This is a genomic window from Porphyromonas endodontalis ATCC 35406 (assembly GCF_000174815.1).
In the GTDB taxonomy this organism is placed as follows: Bacteria; Bacteroidota; Bacteroidia; order Bacteroidales; family Porphyromonadaceae; genus Porphyromonas; species Porphyromonas endodontalis.
This window is the reverse complement of record NZ_ACNN01000005.1, coordinates 243,482-264,419: the sequence shown is the minus strand read 5'-3', so window position 1 is coordinate 264,419 and position 20,938 is coordinate 243,482. Positions and strand designations below refer to the sequence as shown.

Below are 20,938 nucleotides of genomic sequence, written 5' to 3'. Positions count from 1 at the left end.
ACCTTTGCTGAGAAAAGGGGGTAGTTTCGGTTCAATTCAATCCCTACTCCCCTTCTATTTTATGGCATATACAAGATGAAAACAGGACAATTTATCAAGCCGCTACAACGCCTGTACAAAAGAAGAGTAGACTCCTCTGTTCTCCTTTTTTTAGCAGCTGTAGCAGCGGTCATTATCGCAAACATTCCCTCTGTTAGTGGGCTATACAACCAACTCCTCCAGTACCCGATAATGGTGCAAATTGGGGAGTTCAATATCTTCTCTCATGCCGGAGAGACCATGACCCTCCTTGATTTTACCAACGATGTACTGATGGTGCTCTTCTTCCTCCAAGTGGGGCTAGAAATAAAGCAGGAAGGTTTGGTGGGAGAGCTCTCCACGCTGCGACGTGCTGTTTTCCCTGTTGTAGGAGCCATAGGAGGGATGATTATGCCTGTCCTATTCTTCCTACTAGTGTGCCACGAAGCCCCTGCCAGCAAAGGTATGGCCATCCCGATGGCTACGGATATTGCCTTTGCTCTTGCCGTTCTTTCCCTATTGGGGAAGCGCGTTCCCTCCTCTCTCAAGGCCTTTTTGGCGTCGTTGGCAGTAGCCGATGACATAGGAGGTATTTTGGTAATAGCTATTTTCTATAGTACGCATCTCAATCTCATGATGCTTCTCTGGGCAGCTCTTTGTTTGGGAGCCATCTATCTTTTGGGACGACTTGGCGTGCGTAGCCTTTTAGTTTACTACATAGGAGCTTTTGTTGTGTGGACCTTCTTCCTCAAATCCGGTGTACACACGACCATCGCCGGCGTATTGGTTGCTTTCTTGGTACCTGCCAGACCAAAGCTTAGCACGGATCACATGGCAGACAGAATGCGCACCATGCTTCGGCTTCTACCCGAGAGTGAACACAAAACAAGGGGCAAGAATGTACTACTTCCCCACCAACAAATTGCCGTTGTGCACTCTATGGCTCAAGACGTGCGCGGTGCCGTAAGCCCGGTACAACGCATGGAGCAACAGATTACGCCCATCGTACATTTTATTGTACTACCCCTCTTCGCCTTTGTTAATGCAGGAGTTGCGTTCGGAGGTGTCTCCATGGAGTCTTTAGTAGGCGTGCCCTTGGCGATTGTTTTGGGGCTACTCTTGGGCAAACCTTTGGGGATCTTCCTTTTCTCTATCGTCTTTGCCAAACTATCCAAGGGCGGTCTTCCTCAGGGGATGACTACCACAAATCTATTGGCACTCTCATGCTTAGGAGGGATTGGCTTTACGGTAGCTCTATTTGTTTCCTCTCTGTCGTATGCACAACCCGAGGTTGCACACTTCCTCAACGATGCCAAGATCGGTATATTCACGGGGAGTATCCTCTCGGGTATCCTGGGGTACTTCTTCCTAAAGGCTGTACTCAAGCACGAACATCACGGATAGGTATTTACTTTGTAGAAAAGCGCACTAAACTAAGTACCAAAAGTACCATACTTATACTCTCTCGGTAATGAAAAAAAAGAACTACACCTGGTACCTTTGGGGAATGCTTCTCTCCACTTTTGCCATCATTTCACTCCTCTATTGGCTCCCCGACAACCTCTTTGGGGTACCTCTGCAAAAAGTGGATATTTTCTCTGAGCTGCGCCACTCTGATGCAGACGCTCCCAATGGAAAGGACGTAGAACAACTGACACGCAACTCGGCAACAGACGATGGTGAAACAGAGAAGGAGATAAAAGAGCGTGATGCCATCTACGAAGATCTCAAAAAGCAAGATGCGACCTTAGAGAATGAGGATTCTATCGAACCCTCTTCTCCAGACAAAGAAGAGAGTAAGTCAACCCCAAAAGTTTACTTCGAAGACTTCAATCCCTCTCACCTCGGACTACGCAACACGTATGCAGCACTAGCCAAACGAAAGATAGATGGTACTCCTCTTCGGATTGCTTTCTTGGGAGACTCCTTTATCGAAGCCGACATATTTACCCTCGACCTACGCAAGTTTTTACAGAGTCGCTATGGCGGAGGAGGTGCGGGATGGATGCCCTTCTCTAGCGAAGTCTCGGGCTACCGACAAGGGATAACCCATAGCTTCTCCGGATGGAAAGACCACTTCATTATCCGCCAATCTAAGGAGCTGTACCCTCTCACGGGTCACTACTATACTTGCGAAGGTAGTGCTACCCTACAATACAAAGTAGCAAAGGGGTATACGCCGTGGGACTGTGCCACCATCTTCTATACCTCGAACAAAGAGGTACAGGTAACCTTGAGCAGTGCAGACACCACCCAACAATATAGTCTTCCCCCCTCCTCGGAGATGAGCGCCTATGCCATAAAAGGACAAGGAGGAGAGATGAAACTCTCATTCTCCGGAGCAGAGGGAGCCAAGTTCTACGGCATAGCTCTAGATGGCACCAAGCAAGGGGGAGGAGTAATATTGGATAACTTCTCACATAGGGGTAGCTCCGGATTCCAGTTAGGGCAGATAGATACACAGCTAGGGAAACGCTTCGCCGCTCTTCGTCCCTACCACCTTATTGTACTGCAATATGGGCTTAATGTAGCTTCTGACAAGACCAAAGACTACACCTACTACACCAAACGGATGGCAGAAGCAATAGACCATCTGAAGAAACTTTATCCTCATACCGACATTGTAATTATGGGAGTTTCTGATCGGGCAAAACGCTCCGGTGGCGAGCCTCATACCATGCCTGCCATATACGCTCTACGCAATGCGCAGCGAAAATTGGCGAGCGAAAAGGGCATCGTCTTTTGGGACACCTTCGAAGCCATGGGGGGAGAAAATAGTATGGGCCGCTTTGTAAAACAGGGATGGGCAGCCAAAGACTATACCCACTTGAGTTTCAAAGGGGGGAAAAGGCTCGCAGAAGTATTCTACAATAGCTTCCTATTCGAAGAGAAATACTACCAACGCATCCGCCGATGAAAGGGCTGCCAAGACTGCTGTACCACCGATGGCAACACCATCTTCTGACGTTGGCTCTCCTGCTCTTCGTCTCTTTGTTTGTGGCTGTAGCACAAGTACCCTCCATCAAAATCGATGAAAAGAAAACAGCGCAGTTGTCTGCCATGATACATCGGAGTTTCCCTCAAAAAATCTCAATACTACACTTGGGGGATAGTCATCTACAGGCGGGGGTCTTACCCGAGGCCATCCGCACAACTCTTGCTCGAGAGCTACCATTAGAGGGTCCCGGATTGATTATTCCTTATGAGTTGGCTCGTACCAATGGGCCTCGCTCCTACCAGATACAATCTTCTGTAAAGTGGAATAGCGAGAAGTTGTTCATCAAACGCCCTCCGCTACAAGTGGGGCTCTCGGGTATGATCCTCTCCAAAGTGGACAACAGCCCCTACACCTTTACGATAAGTAGTAACGCCCGACCTTTCGACCAACTCATTGTCTATCGCACGCCATCGACTCCCTCTCTCGTGCCCTCCATCGGGAGTGCAACACTGATTGTGGGTCAAAAGAAAATTGGGAATTTTGTGGCAGATACTCTCCTCTACCCCACAGAGCAGAGAAGGGTCTTCCTGCGAAACGAACAGACACCCACCCAAGGAGCTACCTACGGAGGCTTTGTCTTACTCAAACAAAAGCAGTCCATCGAGTACCACGTCATTGGGATAAACGGGGCAATGTTTTCCACCTTTACCCACGAAGGTTTTATACATCAAACGTCGTGGGTTCACCCGACTCACATTGTATTATCCTTTGGTACAAACGAAGCCCAAGCGCGAGAAATAAGTAGAAGCGGCTTTGAGCAGCAGGTAATGCAGCTCATACGTCTCCTACGAAAGCAACACCCCAAGGCTACATTTTTACTGACAACGCCACCACCCAGCTTCCGCCGCAATCGTGCTTACAACGACCAAATAGAGGTCGTAAGTGAGGTGCTGCGCCAAATTGCCGTCCGAGAAAATCTGGAGCTATTCGACATGTACGAAGCTCTCGGTTGTGAAGAAGGTGCCTACAATCGACGCCAAGAGGGGGATTACTATGCCTACGACGGCGTCCATTTCTCGGCCTATGGGTACACACACCAAGGTCAACTCATTGGCAAAGCCCTACTTGACCTTTTGCAGTAAAACGAGCCATCCCTACTAACCCCGGTATATGATCGATTTTTTCTCTACCCTTGATGGGTCCCTACTCCCCGAGCTATTGCGCTACCACGAGGAGGCTCCGATGATCTTCTCTAGTGGATTATTTTTTGTCCTTTTTATCCTCTTTCTACCCATATATGGGCTACTGGGGCTATCGAAGCGTACCGCTACCCTCCGCATCATCTACGTGGTGCTCTTCTCTCTCTTTTTCTACTACAAGAGTAGCGGATTCTATGTACTACTCCTTCTGCTTGCCACCACGAGCGACTTTCTCATAGCCCAAGCTCTAAGCCATACGCCCCAAGGCTCCCCCAATAGAAAAAGGTGGGTAGCCTTGAGTATGATTATCAACTTAGGGATATTATCCTACTTCAAATACTTCAATTTCTTACTAGACCTAATAGTACAAGCTATTGCCGGCATAGGGGGACTTATGGGCATGGAGACGGCAAGTTCTCTGCAATGGGAACCGTGGGATATATTCCTTCCCGTGGGGATTTCGTTCTACACTTTCCAGACGATGAGCTATATAGCCGATGTATACCGAGGCGATATAAAACCGCTCAAACGCTGGATCGATTATCTCTTCTATGTTTCATTTTTCCCACAACTGGTGGCAGGCCCTATTGTACGAGCTAAAGACTTTATCCCACAAATACATCGCCGTCCGTGGGTCACTCGTGGGGAATTTGGGCGAGGGCTATTCCTTATTCTTTTGGGACTATTCAAAAAAGCGGTCATTTCAGACTATATAAGTCTCAACTTTGTAGACCGAATATTCGATGCCCCCACACTCTACTCCGGCTTAGAAAACCTAATGGCGGTCTATGGCTATGCCCTACAAATCTATTGCGACTTCTCCGGTTACTCGGATATGGCTATTGGTATCGCTCTATTCTTGGGCTTCCGATTCAACAAAAACTTCGATGTTCCCTATACATCTACCAATATTACTGAGTTTTGGCGCAGGTGGCATATCTCCCTCTCTACTTGGCTCAAAGACTACCTCTACATTCCTCTAGGGGGCAATCGCAAGGGGCGCATTCGCACCTATATCAATCTCATTATTACCATGCTACTGGGGGGATTGTGGCACGGAGCAGCCCTCCGCTTTATCCTATGGGGGGGAATGCATGGTATAGCTCTGGCGATACACAAAGTTTGGTGCACCCTCTTCTATCCGGCACATAAGAGAAGAATCAAACGCAATGGCATAGGAAAGGCGATAGGGGGTATCATCACCTTCCACTTCGTTTGCTTTGCTTGGATTTTCTTCCGAGCCGATAGCATCGATGTAGTAGAGCAGGTACTCACGCAGATTACAAGAAATTTCCATCCGGAAATCATCCTAGACTTTGTCACCGGCTACCATTGGGTACTCCTTCTCATGCTCATAGGGTACGTACTTCACTACCTACCCTTTAGCCAACGAAGAGCAGCAGAGCGAGCCTTAACGCGTGCGCCCTTTTGGGTACAAACCCTGCTACTCACCGCTCTTATCTTCCTTGTATTCCAGATGAAGAGTGCCGATGTACAGCCCTTTATCTACTTCCAGTTCTAAAAATTAAGCACGTTATAACTCGGAGAAAGCTTGGCTAATTTCGAGGTACCTCTCTGGGTAAAAAAGAAAAGTTTTCAGACCTATATCCGAAAAAGTATAGGTCTGAAAACTTTTTATTTCTAGGCAACTTCTACAAGGATTTTCACCTAGAAAGATGGGGAGGTACTTTCTTCTCTCTTATGGCCTTACATCTGGAATGACCCCAAGAGGCGAAGAGGCTCTTTCTTGATCTTAACCTGCTTGGTTTTCAGGTTTCTTCTTGTTATCAGATCCCCGGAAGTGACCTCTTTTTGTCCGGAAAGATAGTTGATACTAGTCCTCTCCCATTCCGCGGCCAAACGATTTCCCCAAGTGGATTCTTCGCCAATAAGGTAAAAGTCTCCCGATTGGAACCTGTATCTATAGGTCGTGGCACCCGTTTCGTCTGTTCTTATATTTGAGCAATAGGATACTCGTATGTCTATTGCCCCTTTGGGCGTAATAGAGACTTCATTTGTTCTCTCTCTCCTCATCCTCTCGACCGCTAATGGTATCGTACCACACCTTGAACCTTTTGTATACTCCGGAGGGCGAACCAAAATAGACAGCAAGGGACAAGGGACTAAAATTGGACTCAAAACCATCATCTCTCGTCTTGATATACGCAGGATCATTGGAACGGACAAGTAAAACAAAATCCTCAATTCCATCCTTGTTGAGGTCCCCTGTAGCGGATTGTACCTCCCAACCATTGGGAACAAGCTCTTCGATAGTACGTCCCTCTTTTGCAAGCTGGGGTTTCTTCTGTTTTTGAGCCGCTATCGGATTTGAGCTTAACACAAAAAATAGCCCCATCATGAGGAGTAATGCTACACTCTTTCTTTTCATAGTACGTACTATTTTTCTTTGGTTTAAATTTATTGCATCATCAAAACATCATCATAGGAGCCAAGCGAATCGAAAACCCAAGCACCCTACTCTACAAAGGTAAACAGAAAACCTTGCATTCCCCCCTTTCCCCGGAGCAAAAAATACTGCAGATTCTACAAGGAGTTTCAGATAGAAAATTGGGAATACGAAGGGAGCTTTAATTGTCGGGTAGGGGCTCCTCATAATAAAACAGAGCGAAGACTTTTTCAGGTCTCCGCTCTGCATTGCTCTATAAACTCGGAAAGTTTGTTCCCTCTCTCAGAGAGAGGGCTTCTCTGTTATAGTCTCACATCTGGAATGAACCCAAGAGGCGAAGAGGCTCTTTCTTGATCTTGACCTTTTTGGTTTTCAGATCTTTCTCTTCTATCATATTCCCCGTGGTGATCTCTTTTTGTCCGGTAAGATAGTTGATACTAGTACTCTCCCCTTCTCCGGTCATACGATTTAGCCAACTAGATTCTTCGCCAATAAGGTAAAAATCTCCCGATTGAAATCTGTATCTATAGGTCGAGCCACCCGTAGCAGCTGTTCCCATACTTGACCACGAAGACACGCTTATGTCTATTGCCCCTTTGGGCGTAATAGAGAGTTCATTTGTTATATCTGTGTACTCATCCTCTCGACCGCTAACAGTATCGTGCCACACCTTGAACCTCTTGTATACTCCAGAGGGCGAACCAAAATAGACAGCAAGGAACAGAGGATTGAAATTGTACTCAAAGCCGTCGTCTCTCGTCTTGATGTGCGCAGGGTCGTTGGGGCGGACAATTAAGACAAAATCCTCTATTCCATCCTTATTGAGGTCCCCTGTAGCAGATTGTATATCCCAACCATTGGGAACAACCTCTTCGATAGTACGTCCCTCTTTTACAAGCTGGGATTTCTTCTGTTTTTGAGCTGCTATCGGATTTGAGTTTAAGGCAAAAAATAGCCCCATCACAAGGAGCAATGGTACACTCTTTCTTTTCATGGTACGTTCTATTTTTCTTTGATTTAAATTTATTGTATCATCAAAATATCATCGCAGGGATCGAGTGATTCGAAAACCCCAATGCCCCACTCCACAAAGGTAAACAGAAAAACTCGCATTCATTCTTTTGCCCAGAGTAAAAGAAATACCGATGGTGAGACAGAGGGGAAAATCCATTGCCAAATAGTCAAAAAGTACTACCTTTGCAGGCGCCAATCCTATGTAGGGCTCATTAAGAGTGTGTTGTAGCTTACAACGGACCGCCCTGCGGGACTAAATTATTAGTAATAGAAAAACGTAGTATGTACGTAATTGCAGAGATTCAAGGCCAGCAGTTTAAGGTAGAAGCCGGCCGCAAATTGTATGTTCACCACATCAAGAATGTGGAAGCAGGTGCTGAGGTATCATTCGACCGAGTAATGCTCGTAGACAATGATGGTGCCGTAAAGGTTGGCGCTCCTCTTGTAGAAGGCGCTAAGGTGGTATGCGAGGTAGTGTCTCCCATCGTAAAGGGTGATAAGGTACTTATCTTCCACAAAAAGCGTAGAAAAGGCTATCGTAAGCTCAATGGTCATCGCCAGCAGTTTACAGAAGTCAAGGTAAAAGAGATTATTGCATAACCCAAACTAAAGAAGTAAAGAGACATGGCACATAAAAAAAGGTGTCGGCAGTTCTAAGAACGGTCGCGAATCACAGAGCAAACGCCTAGGGATCAAAATCTTTGGTGGCGATTTTGCAAAAGCCGGAAATATCTTGGTGCGTCAACGCGGTACGCAGCACCATCCCGGAGAAAACGTGGGTATGGGAAAAGACCACACGTTGTATGCCCTTGTAGACGGTAAGGTAGTCTTCACTCGCAAAGGTGAAGATCGCTCGTTCGTATCTATCGAAGCGATAGAAGCATAAGGAAACACAACATTTTGGTAAGTTAGACAGAGAGGGGGTCGTACCAAAAGCATCTCTCAATAGAAGAGAGGCAGCGGCTTTCTCTGTTTATCCTTGCCCAATCAAAAAAAGGGGTCTCCCCCACGCTTCCCTACATTCTTTATACCGAAGAAGGACCTTAGAGGGTCTGCTTACGGTTCCTAGGGAGCCTATAAAGGGGAGAGGATCCACACAAGGAGAGGTGCATATAGGCTACTTGGTCGCTTAAAGCGATGCAAGAAGAGCCTGAAGGTACCTCTCTTGTTGTTTTTATGGAGAGGAATTATATAAGCAGTATAGACTATATATGCTCACAATCAAAGTAATAAAAGAGCAACCCGAAGAGGTAATTGCTCGCCTGGGAGTAAAGCACTTCGATGCTCGGGAGTCAGTGGCTCGTATCACAGAGTTAGATGCTCAACGCCGTAGTGCACAGCAAACTATGGATGCCTCGCTGCAGGAGCAAAAGCAACTAGCAAAGCAAATCGGAGAGAAAATGAAGAGTGGCGATAAAGCCGCCGGAGAGGCTCTCCGTGCTCAGGTGCAGAAGCTCAAAGAGCAAAGCTCAGAGGCTGAGGAGAGCAAAAAGCAGGCAGAAGAGTCTATTCGTCAGCTCCTTCTCACCATCCCCAACATGCCCCACGAGAGTGTACCCGAGGGGAAGGGAGCAGAAGACAACGTATGTATAAAAACAGGAGGCACGATGCCTCAGCTCTCTCAAGACAACAAGCTACCGCACTGGGACCTCGCGAAGAAGTACGACCTTATCGACTTTGAGTTGGGAGTAAAAATCTCCGGAGCAGGATTCCCCGTGTACAAGGGTCGCGGTGCTCGCTTGCAGCGTGCTCTTATCAATTACTTTCTCGACAAAGCCATCGCTGCAGGCTTCCAAGAGGTGGAGCCTCCCTATGTAGTGAATGGAGACTCGGGATATGGTACGGGACAATTGCCCGACAAAGAGGGACAGATGTACTTTGCCCCTGCCGACAATCTCTATCTCATCCCTACAGCAGAGGTACCCGTTACCAATATGTATAGAGATGTCATCCTCGAAGAGAGCCAGCTTCCTATAAAGAACGTAGCCTACTCGGCATGCTTCCGTCGCGAAGCAGGATCGTATGGCAAAGATGTACGAGGGCTCAATCGTTTGCACCAATTCAACAAAGTAGAGATTGTCTGCATCGATACTCCCGAACGCTCTTACGCGACACTAGACTCTATGGTATCGTACGTACAGGGCTTGGTAGAAGAGTTAGGGCTCCCTTGGCGTATCCTCCGCCTTTGTGGGGGAGATATCAGCTTCACATCGGCTCTTACCTTCGACTTTGAGGTCTTCTCAGCGGCTCAAGAGCGTTGGCTAGAGGTTAGCTCTGTATCCAATTTTGAGAGCTATCAAGCCAATCGACTCAAGTGTCGCTACCGCAAAGACAAAGCGACAGAGCTCTGTCACACCCTCAATGGTAGTGCCCTTGCTCTCCCCCGTATTGTAGCAACGATTCTCGAGAACTACCAAACTCCAGAGGGTATTATCGTGCCTGAGGTGCTCCGCCCCTACACCGGCTTCGATATCATCAACTAACGCATTTATATACTCAAAAGTAGTCTATGGCGAATAAAAAACTTCAGCTAGACCGTCGGGTAAACATCAAGAATAGGCGAGCTACATTCGACTATGAGATTCTTGATCGTTACACGGCAGGTATTGTACTCGTAGGGTCGGAGATAAAATCTATCCGGTTGGGCAAAGCTGGCTTGGCAGATAGCTATTGCTTCTTTGCCAACGGAGAGTTGTGGCTCAAAAACATGTACATAGCGGAGTATTTTTACGCCACCTACAACAATCACCAAGAGCGTCGGGATCGCAAGCTTCTGCTCTCTCGCAAGGAGCTTGCCAAACTGGAAAGCTCGGTAAAGACGCCTGGAGTCACCATTGTCCCCCTCTCTGTCTTTATCAATGATAGAGGCTATGCCAAAGTAGTTATCGGGGTGGCTAGAGGGAAAAAACTCTACGACAAACGAGCCTCCATCAAAGAGCGGGAAGACAAGCGCACCCTAGCTCGCATAATGAAACACTAAGTGAATAAGGAACCAGAAGGGGGAGAGGATATGGTATCATCTTCCCCCTTTATTCGTTTCCTCGCAAAGCCTTCTCTCTGGGCAGAATACACTATATTTGCATCAGCAGAGCCAAAGAATAATGGAACAGAGTAGAGACTATCGCAAAGCATACGACGAACTTTCCGAGTTCCTTGCCAAGTCACATCATATCGTACTTTTTGGTCACAAAGGCCCTGACGGCGACTCCGTTGGGAGCACCTTGGCAATGAGAATGCTCTTGGAGAGTCTGGGCAAATCTGTTCAGGTTATCATGGCCGGTGGGATGCCTCTCAACCTGCGTTGGATGCCGGGGGCAACCGAGATATTACAGCAGGGGCGTCAAGACGAAGAGATTGACAAGGCTCTATCGCTCTCCGACTTAATTATCTGCTTGGACTTCAACGCGCTATATCGCATCGGTCCCTTACTAGAGGAGCGTCTCCGAGCCTCCCTGGCACAACGGAGTATCCCCGTGTTGATGATCGACCATCACCCCTACCCCAGCGACGAATTTAGCTGGCAATGGAGTTGCCCGGAGGCAGCAGCTACCTGCGAAGTGCTTACTCGGCTTTTTTTATCTCCCGACGAGCGCTGTATCCGTCTCCCCGAGGCAACAGATTCTACACCCCTCGATCCCACTCAAGCAGAGGCTCTTCGCGCCAAGATAGCCACCGCTCTTTTGACCGGGATTATCACCGATACGGGGCTTTTTAATCACAACTCTTCGCGTCCCGATTTGTACGAATTAGTAGCCGTTCTACTGCGTTCGGGAGCTGATAAAGACCTTATTGTAGACAAGATAAATCACAACCATCCCGAGAGCAGACAACGCCTTGAGGGGTACATCCTTTACGAAAAAGTGGTTGTAATGCCCGAGATACAAAGTGCCTACTTTGTGCTTACAAGAGAGGAGATGGAACGCTTTGAAACCGGAGCGGCAGACACGGATGGATTTGTCAATAAACCCCTAGATATAAAGGGCATTAATTGCTCTGCCTTCTTTAGAGAAACGCTCGATGAGGGGGTTAAAGTCTCTGTACGCTCCATCGGGGATATTGCCGTAAACGAACTATGTAGTGAGTGCTTCGGAGGTGGTGGACACAAGAATGCTGCCGGTGGGGAATTCTCTCAAGGCTCCATAAGTGAAGCCGTAGATCTCTTTGTCGATTACATGCGACGCCATTACCTCAGACCAAGCAAAGAGCGGAAGCCTGCCATGGGGATTCCCATCCCAAAGGAGCTGCAAGAAATGTTCAACTAGAGCCGCAACAGGGAAAAAAACAACAAAGAAAGAATACACACCCAATCATCACTTTCATACGATTTAGCAATGAAACAAATTCGCTCCACCAGTTTCAAACTGGAATATTTACTCTCAATTCTTATAACAGGTCTCGTGGCTCTTGGGGGTACAGCCTGTAGTAAAACCAAAGATATTAAGTCTCTCTCCCAAATGCTCAAAGAGGAGGAGATAGCCATTTCTAAGCTCATCAACAAAGAAAACATCACGGTACGCAACTATGCCGAGGGGCAAACCTCTTTTGACAAAGGGATATACTACAAGTTTAGTAATGGCCTCTACATGGAGGTTTTAGAAGTAGGAGGGGAGCGCCCCGTTGCCGAGAAAACGCGTGTGAATGTACGCTTCGAGGGCTATATCTTCAACAAAGACTCCATACAGCAAAACTTCAACAATTTGTCCATGCCGGGCTTCCAAGATACTGAGTTCATCTATGTAGATCGTTACTCTCGCGGTGCACTACATTTCATTTTGATCAAGTCGGCTCCGGGCTATTCGCTCAACGCCCTCATGTGTGAGGGCTTGGCTTTCCCCATGTCTTTGCTAGGAGATGGAGCCAAGGTACGCCTCATCATCCCCTTTACCATCGGGGCTGAGATTAACTACAACCGAGGTAGTACCATGTATTGCCGCGAGGTGCGGTATGAATTTACACGTCAATAAACTTTTTACATGCCACTAATCAAATCCATCTCGGGTATCCGAGGAACTATTGGAGGGGGAGCTTCTGAGGGGCTTAACCCTATAGCTGTCACCCGTTTTACGGCAGCCTTTGCCACATTTATTCGAAAGTCTAGTGGTGTAGCTCGCCCCCTAATCGTAGTCGGACGAGACGCACGTATGTCTGGCGAATTGGTGCGTAGGATCGTGACCGGTACCCTAATGGCGATGGGTTGTGATGTGGTAGATATAGATCTTGCCACCACCCCCACTACCGAAATGGCAGTAATAGGGCTAAAAGCTCAAGGGGGAATTATTATCACAGCCAGCCACAATCCGAAACATTGGAATGCCCTCAAACTGCTTGGAGGGAAAGGCGAATTCTTAACCGATCTAGAGGGTAAAGAAGTTCTTTCCATTGCAGAAGACGAAAATTTTGTATTCTCTCCCGTAGAAGAGTTGGGGCAGATTCACTACCAAGATTACCTTCCCGAGCATTGTCGAGCCATACTAGCTTTAGAAGAAGTAGATGCCGAAGCCATCCGAGCTGCTGGGTTTAGTGTTGCTTTTGACAGCATCAATTCGGTAGGAGGCATTGCGGTTCCCTATCTACTCCGGCAACTAGGAGTAGAAGTGGTTTATCCCCTTTTCGATACCCCCAATGGCGACTTTGCCCACAATCCGGAGCCTTTGCCCCAGCACCTAGTAGCCCTCTCGGAGACAGTGCGGGAGAAGCATGCCACGGTGGGATTCTCCGTAGACCCCGATGTGGATCGACTCGCCATTATCGACGAGAATGGACTTCCCTTTGGAGAGGAATATACCCTCGTTGCTGTGGCCGATTACCTGCTTGATTATCATGGAGGGGGTAATACGGTTTCCAATCTCAGCTCTACCCGTGCTCTTCGCGACGTAACTGAGCGAGGCCATCGTGGCTCCTATGCAGCCGCTGCTGTGGGCGAAGTCAATGTTGTTGCTAAGATGGCAGCCACCAACGCCCTCATTGGAGGAGAAGGCAATGGGGGTGTAATATTCCCCAAGCTACACGCCGGTCGTGATGCCCTCGTGGGTATTGCCATCTTCCTTACCTTGCTGGCAAAGAAGAAAAAATCGGTTAGTGAACTTCGTCGTGAGTACCCCGTTTACTATATGAGTAAACAGCGTGCAGACCTCCCGGAAGGGACTGACACAAAGGCTCTGTTTGCCCGCATTGCAGAACGCTTTGCAAGTGATCACCCCAACACCATTGATGGAGTAAAGATCGATTTCCCCTCCTCTTGGGTACACATGCGAGCCAGTAATACAGAGCCCATTGTACGTATTTACACAGAGGCTCCCACGGAAGAAGAAGCCAACAGCTTAGGCGAGAAGTTTTGCAATATCGTGCTTGAGATGCTTCGGTAATCACACTAGAGAATAGACCTTTTGGCTAGAAATAAAAAACCTTTACCCCTCCTTGAGGGAATTACTATAGAGCGGATGGCTGCCGAGGGGCAGTCCATTGCGCATTGGGGGGAGCTTGTTGTCTTTGTCCCCTATGGTGCACCCGGCGATAGGTGTACGCTACAGATAGTCCGAAAAAAGAGTCATTATGCTGAGGCTCGGATCATGACCCTTGAGGAGCCATCACCCCTCCGAATATCCCCTCGTTGTAAGCATTTTACCACTTGCGGTGGCTGCAAATGGCAACATATCCCCTATGAGGAACAACTGACTGCCAAGGCAACACAAGTGCGAGATGCCATGGAGAGACTTGGCAAAGTAGAGGTGGGAGAGTATCTCCCCATCCTAGGTTCTCAAGAGACTTACCAGTATCGCAATAAGCTTGAATTCACCTTTAGTAACCGCCGTTGGAGGACGAGCGAAGAACTCGCTTCTCTGCCAGAAGGGTTAGGAGAAGCCGATAATAGCGGATTAGGATTCCACATCCCGGGAAAGTTTGATAAGGTACTAGACATTGAGGAGTGCCACCTCGGGAACGAGCTAAGCAACCGCATTCGCAACTTTGTTCGAGCCTATTGTTTGGAGCGTATTGAGCGTTATCCCTTTTACGACCTTAGGGCACAAGAGGGGGGAATGCGTACCCTCATGATTCGCACAACCAGCAAGGGGCATACCATGGTTTTGGTTGCTTTTGCCCACGAGAAAGCGCACGACAGAGAGGAACTACTCGCGGCTATCCATCACGAATTCCCCGAGGTTAATTCGCTTCTCTACGTTATCAATACAAAGCTCAACGATACTTTTACCGACCTTTCTGTAGAGACCTACTACGGGAGCCCCTTCATAGAAGAAGAGATGGAGGGCTTAACTTTCCGCATTGGTCCCAAATCTTTCTATCAAACCAATAGCCATCAAGCTCTAGAGTTATACCGAGTAGCTCGTTCTTTTGCAGGGCTCACGGGAGAAGAGATCGTCTACGACCTCTATACGGGCACAGGTACTATTGCCAACTTTGTTGCCCGCGATGCAAAGAAAGTAGTGGGTATTGAGTATATACCGGAGGCGATAGAAGATGCTCATCTCAATAGCCAAGTAAACAAAATCGATAACACCATTTTTTATGCGGGGGACATGAAGGATATCCTTACCCCCGAGTTAATTGCCCGTCATGGAGCCCCCGACGTGGTAATTACGGATCCCCCTCGAGCCGGGATGCATCCCGATGTGATTAAAACCCTTCTGGGTGCAGCTCCCCCTCGTATTGTCTACGTTAGTTGCAATCCTGCCACGCAAGCTCGCGATGCCGCTCTCCTCGTTGAGGGTGGATACCGAGTACTCAAAGTACAACCTGTAGATATGTTCCCTCACACGCACCACGTGGAGAACGTAATGCTACTGGAGCATACTTGAGAAGAATCTCCCAAGGGGAAAAAGTTCTCCCAATCAAAAGAGCAGCCCCCCAAGAGAGACAGTATGAACTAAAACAAAACCTGATGCGAAAAATTCGATTAAGGACATCAAAAAAATTTGCTACCTCATGCGTTTTCAGACGCTATGGGGTAGTTCTGTTTTGTTCCCTCGCCCTTCTAAATGTTGGGGGGCTGTGGGCTGCACCCCCACCCTCTCTTGGCGCCATCACCCAAGCCATGGAGGCAATACTTATAGAGCAACATATTCTTTCCCCCTCGCAACCCTCACTAAACATCTTGTCTAATAGCATTGAAGAAGAAGAGGGAAAGGGCGTAATTTCTGCGTACGACCATTTGTTTATCAAAGAGGCAAAACGAATCGGTTGGGACTGGTGGTATCTGGCAGCTATAGCCTATCACGAGTCGAAGTTCCAACCTCATGTAGGCGGTGGTAGAGCCGTAGCTATCGGACTTATGGGTATACTTCCCTCTACAGGACGGCGTTTTGGAGTAAGTGCATCTCAGTTGCGAGACGCTACCACTTCTGTGCGGGTTGCCGCCTCTTGTCTGGATGCTTTTGCTAAGGAATTTAACCATGTCTCCACATTGCGAGACCGAGAACTTTTTGCTTTAGCCTCCTATGTATGTGGTAGTGGCCATATCCACGATGCCTGTCGCGTAGCCCAAAAGCATGGAGCTAATCCGCTGGTTTGGGAAGAGGTTAAGTCCTTTATTCTCAAGATGAATCAGCCTCAATATTACCGTAATAAGCAGGTGCGTTTTGGGCGGTTCAATGGAAAACATACGGTAAAGTGCGTCAGCGATATTGACGCACTTGCCCAAAAGTACGCACAACAGATCGCTCAAGCTAAGGGTGAAAAATAGGACTTTTATTCTTCCGAGAGGTATATGATCCAAGTTGAACAACTCTCCAAATCATACGGAGACCGCCTACTCTTCCAGGATGTTTCTTTCTCCATAGCAGAGGGGGAGAAGTGTGGATTGATAGCCGCCAATGGTACAGGAAAAACGACTTTGCTTCGTATCATCACAGGAGAAGAAACCCCCGATAGTGGTACTATCACAACGAGGAAGGACTTACGCATAGCCTACCTACCACAGCGTCCTCATCTGCCCGAGGGGAAAACAATACTCGATACTTGCTTCAACCCCATGGACAAAGTACCCCATCTCGTGGGTTGCTGGCGAGAGGCTGTAGAGGCAGACGATAGCGAGACCCTAGAGAAGTTGCTCCCCGAAATGGACGCCCTAGGAGCTTGGGATTACGAGAGACGCACTGAGGAGATACTCCATAAGCTTTCCGTTCCGGATCTCTCACGCTCCACGCAGTCCCTGAGCGGAGGGGAGCAGAAGCGCATTGCCTTAGCCGGGATACTCCTATCAGAACCGGATTTACTAATCCTAGACGAACCTACCAATCACCTAGATTTGGATGCCATTGAGTGGTTACAGCACTATCTAGAGCGCAGTAAACTAATGCTGCTAATGGTAACACACGACCGCTACTTCCTAGAGAGCGTCTGCGATTCGTTCCTCGAATTGACTCCTTCGGGCGTACATAGCTATGCCTGCACCTTCGATCAGTATTTAGAGCGTAGGGCTGAGCGACTAGAACTAGAGCGCACTGCGGTACAAAAAGCCAATAACTTATACCGGCGAGAGCTGGAGTGGATGCTTCGCCAACCTCAAGCACGAGGGGGAAAACAGAAGGCTCGCAAAGATGCTTTTTACGAACTAAAGAAGCTAACAGAGCCACCCCGCGAGGAGAAAGCGACAGAGATAGATAGCCAACGGGCCTATATCGGCAACAAAATCTTTACAGCTCACAACGTATCCCTCGCTTACGGAGAAAAAAAGATCTTACAGCACTTCTCCTACACCTTTGCTCGCTACGACAAAGTGGGAATTGTAGGAGCCAATGGCGTGGGCAAAACTACGTTCTTAAAACTTTTGCTCGGAGAGATTAAGCCCGACGAAGGATTTTTTGAGATTGGCGAGACAGTGCACTTCGGCTACTTCAGTCAGCAAGGCGCAAAATTTGATCCCGAGAAGCGAGTGATCGAAGCCATTACAGACTTGGCAGAGGTGATACGAGACCCACACGGCGAGGGGCTACTCTCGGCTTCCCAACTACTCACACGCTTTGCCTTCTCACCCGAGAGACAATATACCCCTATCTGCAAGTTGAGTGGAGGAGAGCTACGCCGGCTCTATCTTTGCACCGTTTTGCTCACCAACCCCAACTTTTTAGTCCTCGATGAGCCAACGAACGACCTTGACTTGCTTACCCTGGGTATCCTTGAGGAGTATCTAAGAGAATTCAAAGGGTGCCTTATCGTGGTTAGTCACGATCGCTTCTTCATGGATAGCTTAGTAGACCATCTCTTTGTCTTCGAAGGGGATGGAGTTGTGCGTGACTTCCCCGGCAACTATACACAGTATCGGGAGTGGGACAATGCTCGCCAAGCCCAAATCCAAGCGGAACAAAAGGCTCAACCCACCCAAGCTAAAGCCAATGCAGAAACGACAAATAGGAAACCTCAACAAGAGCGAAAGGCTAAGCGGTCGTACAAAGAGGAGCAAGAGTTTTTGCAACTAGAGAAGGATTTGCCCCTCTTAGAGGCCGAGATCAAAAACTTAGAAGAGCGTATGTCTTCGGGAGCTCTCGCATCAGATGAGCTACAAAAAGCCGGAGCGCAATATCAACTCCTAAGTAACGAATTAGACGAAAAGACCATGCGTTGGCTCGAACTCTCAGAGCTGGGCAATTAATCTTAATGCCCTCCCATCCGCAATGAAAATCCGCATCTATCCCTTCTTTCTAGCGCAGAGATTAGCTGCGAGGCAATCTGCAGCCTCCCGTGCCACCAGCTCTCTTCTGAGGTTCACCGTACTCGGTATTGCTTTGAGCTTGGCGGTCATGTTGCTTACCATTTTTGTGGGAAAGGGATTCCGCAACCAGGTACACGAGCGGATCTATCTACTCACGGGGCATATCATCCTCAACGAATATGGCAGGAACTATGCCGACGAATCTGCCTCCCTACGGATTACGCCTGAGCTCCTTTCTGAGCTAGCCGGTATTGAGGGCATTGGGGAGATACGCCAAGTGGTACAGAGTGGAGGCATAATTAAAACCGATAGCGACTTCTCCGCAGTGCTCGTGATGGGTGTCTCATCGCGCGACGCCTACCTGCACACTTCTGGCGTTCTTAGGGATGGATATATCCCCTATTTTGATGGTTCAGATACGCTCCATAATCCTATACTCCTCCCTCTTGAGTGTGCCGAGAAACTGCGCCTCACAGTAGGAGACAAAGTGCCTATTTATTTTACAGGAGCACGTACTACGGTGCGAACCTTTACCATTGCAGGGATCGTAGATCTCCCCCATATCGAAGCCCCTATCGTGGTGGCTCCCATCGGAGTTATGCGCCATGTAGCCCACATTGATGAGGATAAAGTAACGCGTCTTGAGCTATTTGTCCAACCCAAAGTAGACCATTTAGCCCTAAGTGATCGGCTTGTGGAGCAACTATCCAAAAGCCCCAATACCGGAGGGCAAAGCCTTGGTATGTACACGGCAGAGAGCCTCATGCCGGATATATTCGCATGGATAGAGATGCTCGATGCCAATATATCCCTGCTGCTCGTGCTGATGCTCATTGTCGCCTCATTTACCCTCATCACCGGGCTTTTGATACTGATACTTGACCGCACACGGATGATCGGGCTACTCAAAGCTCTGGGCGCTCGCTATGGTTCCATTCGATCTTTGTTCCTTTACTTAGCTGCTTTCGTGGTAGGTAAAGGCCTTTTATGGGGCAATTTGATTGCCTTTGCTCTGGCCGGAGTGCAATACTTCTTCTCGCCCATCCAGCTAGATCCGGCAACCTATTACCTATCTTACGTTCCCATTGAGTTTGATATACCTTGGGTTTTGGGGATAAATCTTCTTGTCTTTGCACTCTCCATGATTTCCCTCCTCCTGCCCACTCGTATTATTGCCCGTATTAGAGCGGTAGATACGCTCCGGTTTAATCAATAAAATCACCCCCATGACCGACCTTCACTATCAATTACGAGATAATATCCTAAGAGCCTATAATGCCGACAACATAGAAGTCGGGCATATTGAGTTCGCTCTTGACGATGGAGTTTGCACCATCTTACATACCATTACCGAAGAGGCTTTTCGGGGGCAATCCGTAGCCCACCACCTCATGCAAGAGATGATGCTCCTTGTTGAGAAGAGGGGATGGAAGGTATCTCCCGAGTGTAGCTACGCAGCAACCTATCTCAAGCGCATCAATTATCCTCTTTGATGACATCCTATTCGTCTCTTGCTCTACCTGCCAAGTCTTTGTGGCGCAAATGCTTCTCGCACGGGGGGCATGGTGTGCACTCTCCATTTGCCTTTGAGTTGCTCACACGTGTAGTGGAAGAAAAATCTCCCTATTCGGCATTTGCCTCCATAAGAGAGGTTGTACATCGTCATGGCAGGAGCAAACATGACCTCAGACTCGCTTTTTTATTTTACCGAATATCGGCTCATTATCCCATAAAAAGAATACAAGTTTTGGGAGCATACTGTAGCTATATGCAAGAGCTATTACCCCTCTTGCAGCGTGCAACATGCCCCTCGCCTTTAGGGCATCCCTATGGACCCTACCCTCGGGGGGACCTATTCTCCCTCTTCTTTATCACGGAGGAGGTAGCTCTCTCTCAAGTAATAGAAGAGCCAACTCCTGCGATATTACTCGTCGCTACTTGGCAAAATCCTTCTCTAAAAAGGCGCACGATTCAGTACTTCAAAGAGGGGCGTCTCTCGGGGATCCGCATTGATCTCCCCTCGGCTCAATTAGTAATCTCGTCCCCCCGATTTCATTCACAACAATACAAGTCGACCCTATAAAACGATATGGCAAAAAGTAATCTGTATACTCGCACAGGCGACCGAGGTACTACCTCGCTGGTAGGAGGGCAACGCATCAAGAAGAGCGACCTCCGTCTCGAATGCTATGGTTCTGTAGACGAACTCAACTCCTTTATCGGCTTACTGCGCGCAGAGGAGTTAGAAACTTCTTCGGCTGAGCAACTCGCCGCTATCCAAAATAATCTCTTCGTGATAGGTTCCAATCTTGCAACGGACACCTCTAGTCGAGAACTAAAAGCCTTTTCTCAAGTCTCCGAAGAGGTTATCATTGCCCTTGAGGGGTGGGTAGATCAATTAGACGAGGCAACCCCGCCCATGACGGGATTCATCTTGCCGGCAGGCGGACGCAGTGCCGCTCTCTGCCATGTGTGCCGCACGGTAACTCGCCGTGTAGAGCGTCTTTTGTACCGATTAGAGGAAGAAGTACCCGTAGATGAACCCCTAGAGCGTTATATCAATCGACTGAGCGACTACTTCTTTGCCCTTGCTCGCTATGAATCTCATCGCCGTGGTGAGCCGGAAATTACTTGGCAAAAACATTGTGTAAAATAGAAATAAATACTACTTTTGCGCGCGATAAGTGGCGGAAGCC

20 protein-coding genes are annotated in these 20,938 nt (G+C 48.2%); 18 read left to right on the top strand and 2 right to left on the bottom strand.

All coding sequences use genetic code 11. The features are described 5' to 3' along the window. Positions 1-75 precede the first annotated feature (75 nt). The 4 genes from nhaA to POREN0001_RS01295 all read left to right on the top strand — a co-directional run bounded on the left by nhaA (position 76) and on the right by POREN0001_RS01295 (position 5,677). Positions 76-1,422, top strand: a complete 1,347-nt coding sequence (gene nhaA / locus POREN0001_RS01310) for a Na+/H+ antiporter NhaA (RefSeq protein WP_004332094.1) — start codon at positions 76-78, stop codon at positions 1,420-1,422. A gap of 67 nt (positions 1,423-1,489) precedes the next feature. Continuing rightward, positions 1,490-2,935: an SGNH/GDSL hydrolase family protein gene (locus POREN0001_RS01305; RefSeq protein WP_004332181.1), complete on the top strand. Its 1,446-nt coding sequence runs from the start codon at positions 1,490-1,492 to the stop codon at positions 2,933-2,935. Further along, on the top strand, positions 2,932-4,098 hold the full coding sequence (locus POREN0001_RS01300) for a GDSL-type esterase/lipase family protein (protein ID WP_004332293.1): 1,167 nt from the start codon (positions 2,932-2,934) through the stop codon (positions 4,096-4,098). The genes POREN0001_RS01305 and POREN0001_RS01300 overlap by 4 nt, the downstream gene beginning before the upstream one ends. 28 nt (positions 4,099-4,126) lie before the next feature. Next, positions 4,127-5,677: an MBOAT family O-acyltransferase gene (locus POREN0001_RS01295; RefSeq protein WP_004332051.1), complete on the top strand. Its 1,551-nt coding sequence runs from the start codon at positions 4,127-4,129 to the stop codon at positions 5,675-5,677. Between the two features lie 489 nt (positions 5,678-6,166). Here POREN0001_RS01295 and POREN0001_RS01285 read toward each other — a convergent pair whose 3' ends face one another. After that, positions 6,167-6,544, bottom strand: coding sequence for a hypothetical protein (locus POREN0001_RS01285; RefSeq protein WP_004332044.1), 378 nt, complete (start codon positions 6,542-6,544; stop codon positions 6,167-6,169). Positions 6,545-6,872: 328 nt separating this feature from the next. Further along, complete coding sequence (locus POREN0001_RS01275; protein WP_004332060.1) at positions 6,873-7,556, bottom strand: hypothetical protein; 684 nt, start codon at positions 7,554-7,556, stop codon at positions 6,873-6,875. 302 nt (positions 7,557-7,858) lie between these two features. On the opposite strand from POREN0001_RS01275, the gene rplU reads away from it, so the two are divergent. From rplU to POREN0001_RS01205, 14 genes are all read left to right on the top strand, one after another. After that, on the top strand, positions 7,859-8,176 hold the full coding sequence (gene rplU / locus POREN0001_RS01270) for a 50S ribosomal protein L21 (RefSeq protein ID WP_004332077.1): 318 nt from the start codon (positions 7,859-7,861) through the stop codon (positions 8,174-8,176). A gap of 31 nt (positions 8,177-8,207) precedes the next feature. Beyond that, positions 8,208-8,462 (top strand): 50S ribosomal protein L27, encoded by a 255-nt coding sequence (rpmA, locus tag POREN0001_RS01265; protein WP_040579940.1) that lies wholly within the window; start codon positions 8,208-8,210, stop codon positions 8,460-8,462. Positions 8,463-8,787: 325 nt separating this feature from the next. Next, complete coding sequence (gene serS / locus POREN0001_RS01260) at positions 8,788-10,059, top strand: serine--tRNA ligase (RefSeq protein WP_004332201.1); 1,272 nt, start codon at positions 8,788-8,790, stop codon at positions 10,057-10,059. A 26-nt stretch (positions 10,060-10,085) separates the two neighbouring features. Further along, a complete protein-coding gene (gene smpB / locus POREN0001_RS01255; RefSeq protein ID WP_004332109.1) occupies positions 10,086-10,556 on the top strand; it encodes an SsrA-binding protein SmpB in 471 nt (156 codons plus the stop codon). Positions 10,557-10,677: 121 nt separating this feature from the next. Next, complete coding sequence (locus POREN0001_RS01250) at positions 10,678-11,838, top strand: DHH family phosphoesterase (protein ID WP_004332150.1); 1,161 nt, start codon at positions 10,678-10,680, stop codon at positions 11,836-11,838. Between the two features lie 69 nt (positions 11,839-11,907). Next, complete coding sequence (locus POREN0001_RS01245) at positions 11,908-12,540, top strand: DUF4827 family protein (RefSeq protein WP_040579938.1); 633 nt, start codon at positions 11,908-11,910, stop codon at positions 12,538-12,540. 9 nt (positions 12,541-12,549) lie between these two features. Continuing rightward, entirely contained in the window at positions 12,550-13,941 is a 1,392-nt protein-coding gene (glmM, locus tag POREN0001_RS01240; protein WP_004332186.1) for a phosphoglucosamine mutase, read from the top strand. 21 nt (positions 13,942-13,962) lie between these two features. Further along, on the top strand, positions 13,963-15,390 hold the full coding sequence (gene rlmD, locus POREN0001_RS01235; protein WP_004332266.1) for a 23S rRNA (uracil(1939)-C(5))-methyltransferase RlmD: 1,428 nt from the start codon (positions 13,963-13,965) through the stop codon (positions 15,388-15,390). A gap of 296 nt (positions 15,391-15,686) precedes the next feature. After that, the gene (locus POREN0001_RS01230) at positions 15,687-16,274 is read left to right on the top strand and encodes a transglycosylase SLT domain-containing protein (RefSeq protein WP_169307825.1); all 588 of its coding nucleotides are present in this window, start codon (positions 15,687-15,689) and stop codon (positions 16,272-16,274) included. 24 nt (positions 16,275-16,298) lie between these two features. Next, positions 16,299-18,182 carry an ABC-F family ATP-binding cassette domain-containing protein gene (locus tag POREN0001_RS01225; protein ID WP_004332017.1) on the top strand — a complete coding sequence of 628 codons (1,884 nt, stop codon included), beginning with the start codon at positions 16,299-16,301 and terminating at the stop codon, positions 18,180-18,182. Between the two features lie 22 nt (positions 18,183-18,204). Further along, complete coding sequence (locus POREN0001_RS01220) at positions 18,205-19,458, top strand: ABC transporter permease (protein WP_004332170.1); 1,254 nt, start codon at positions 18,205-18,207, stop codon at positions 19,456-19,458. Between the two features lie 10 nt (positions 19,459-19,468). Beyond that, entirely contained in the window at positions 19,469-19,735 is a 267-nt protein-coding gene (locus tag POREN0001_RS01215) for a GNAT family N-acetyltransferase (RefSeq protein ID WP_004332007.1), read from the top strand. After that, the gene (locus POREN0001_RS01210; RefSeq protein ID WP_004331998.1) at positions 19,735-20,325 is read left to right on the top strand and encodes a hypothetical protein; all 591 of its coding nucleotides are present in this window, start codon (positions 19,735-19,737) and stop codon (positions 20,323-20,325) included. Before POREN0001_RS01215 ends, POREN0001_RS01210 begins: the two co-directional genes overlap by 1 nt. Before the next feature lie 6 nt (positions 20,326-20,331). Further along, positions 20,332-20,898 carry a cob(I)yrinic acid a,c-diamide adenosyltransferase gene (locus tag POREN0001_RS01205; RefSeq protein ID WP_004332220.1) on the top strand — a complete coding sequence of 189 codons (567 nt, stop codon included), beginning with the start codon at positions 20,332-20,334 and terminating at the stop codon, positions 20,896-20,898. Positions 20,899-20,938 lie beyond the last annotated feature (40 nt).